Annotated in this window: 1 protein-coding gene; it reads right to left on the bottom strand. The window is 64.9% G+C overall.

Features of this window, described 5'->3' with window-relative positions:
• Window positions 1–218, bottom strand: a 218-nt coding sequence (locus EN851_RS36105) for a hypothetical protein (protein WP_210234969.1), incomplete at its 3' end; no start/stop codon positions are given.
• Window positions 219–282 lie beyond the last annotated feature (64 nt).

The following is a 282-nucleotide window of genomic DNA, read 5'->3' as shown; positions in this document are numbered from 1 at the left end:
GGTGCCAACTTGGCCGAGATGCCAGAGGCGGCGACCAGCAACACGCCGAGGGCGACACCGCGGACAAGACAATTGAGGAGAAGCAGTGCAAGCGATGAGGGGAATGCCAGCAGGCAAGCGGTCCCAAGCAGGCCAAGCGCCATCACCAGCGACATTTTGCGACCGAAGGCAGCGATGATCCGTGGCGCGGCAATTTCACCGCCGATGGTGGCCGCCATCAATGCACCCGTCGCATGCCCGGCAGCATCAGCCCCACCAAGGCTCGCCGCATGCGCCGCGATC

It is taken from the genome of Mesorhizobium sp. M8A.F.Ca.ET.208.01.1.1 (assembly GCF_004791315.1).
GTDB lineage: Bacteria > Pseudomonadota > Alphaproteobacteria > Rhizobiales > Rhizobiaceae > Mesorhizobium.
This window is presented reverse-complemented; position numbering and strand designations above follow the sequence as displayed.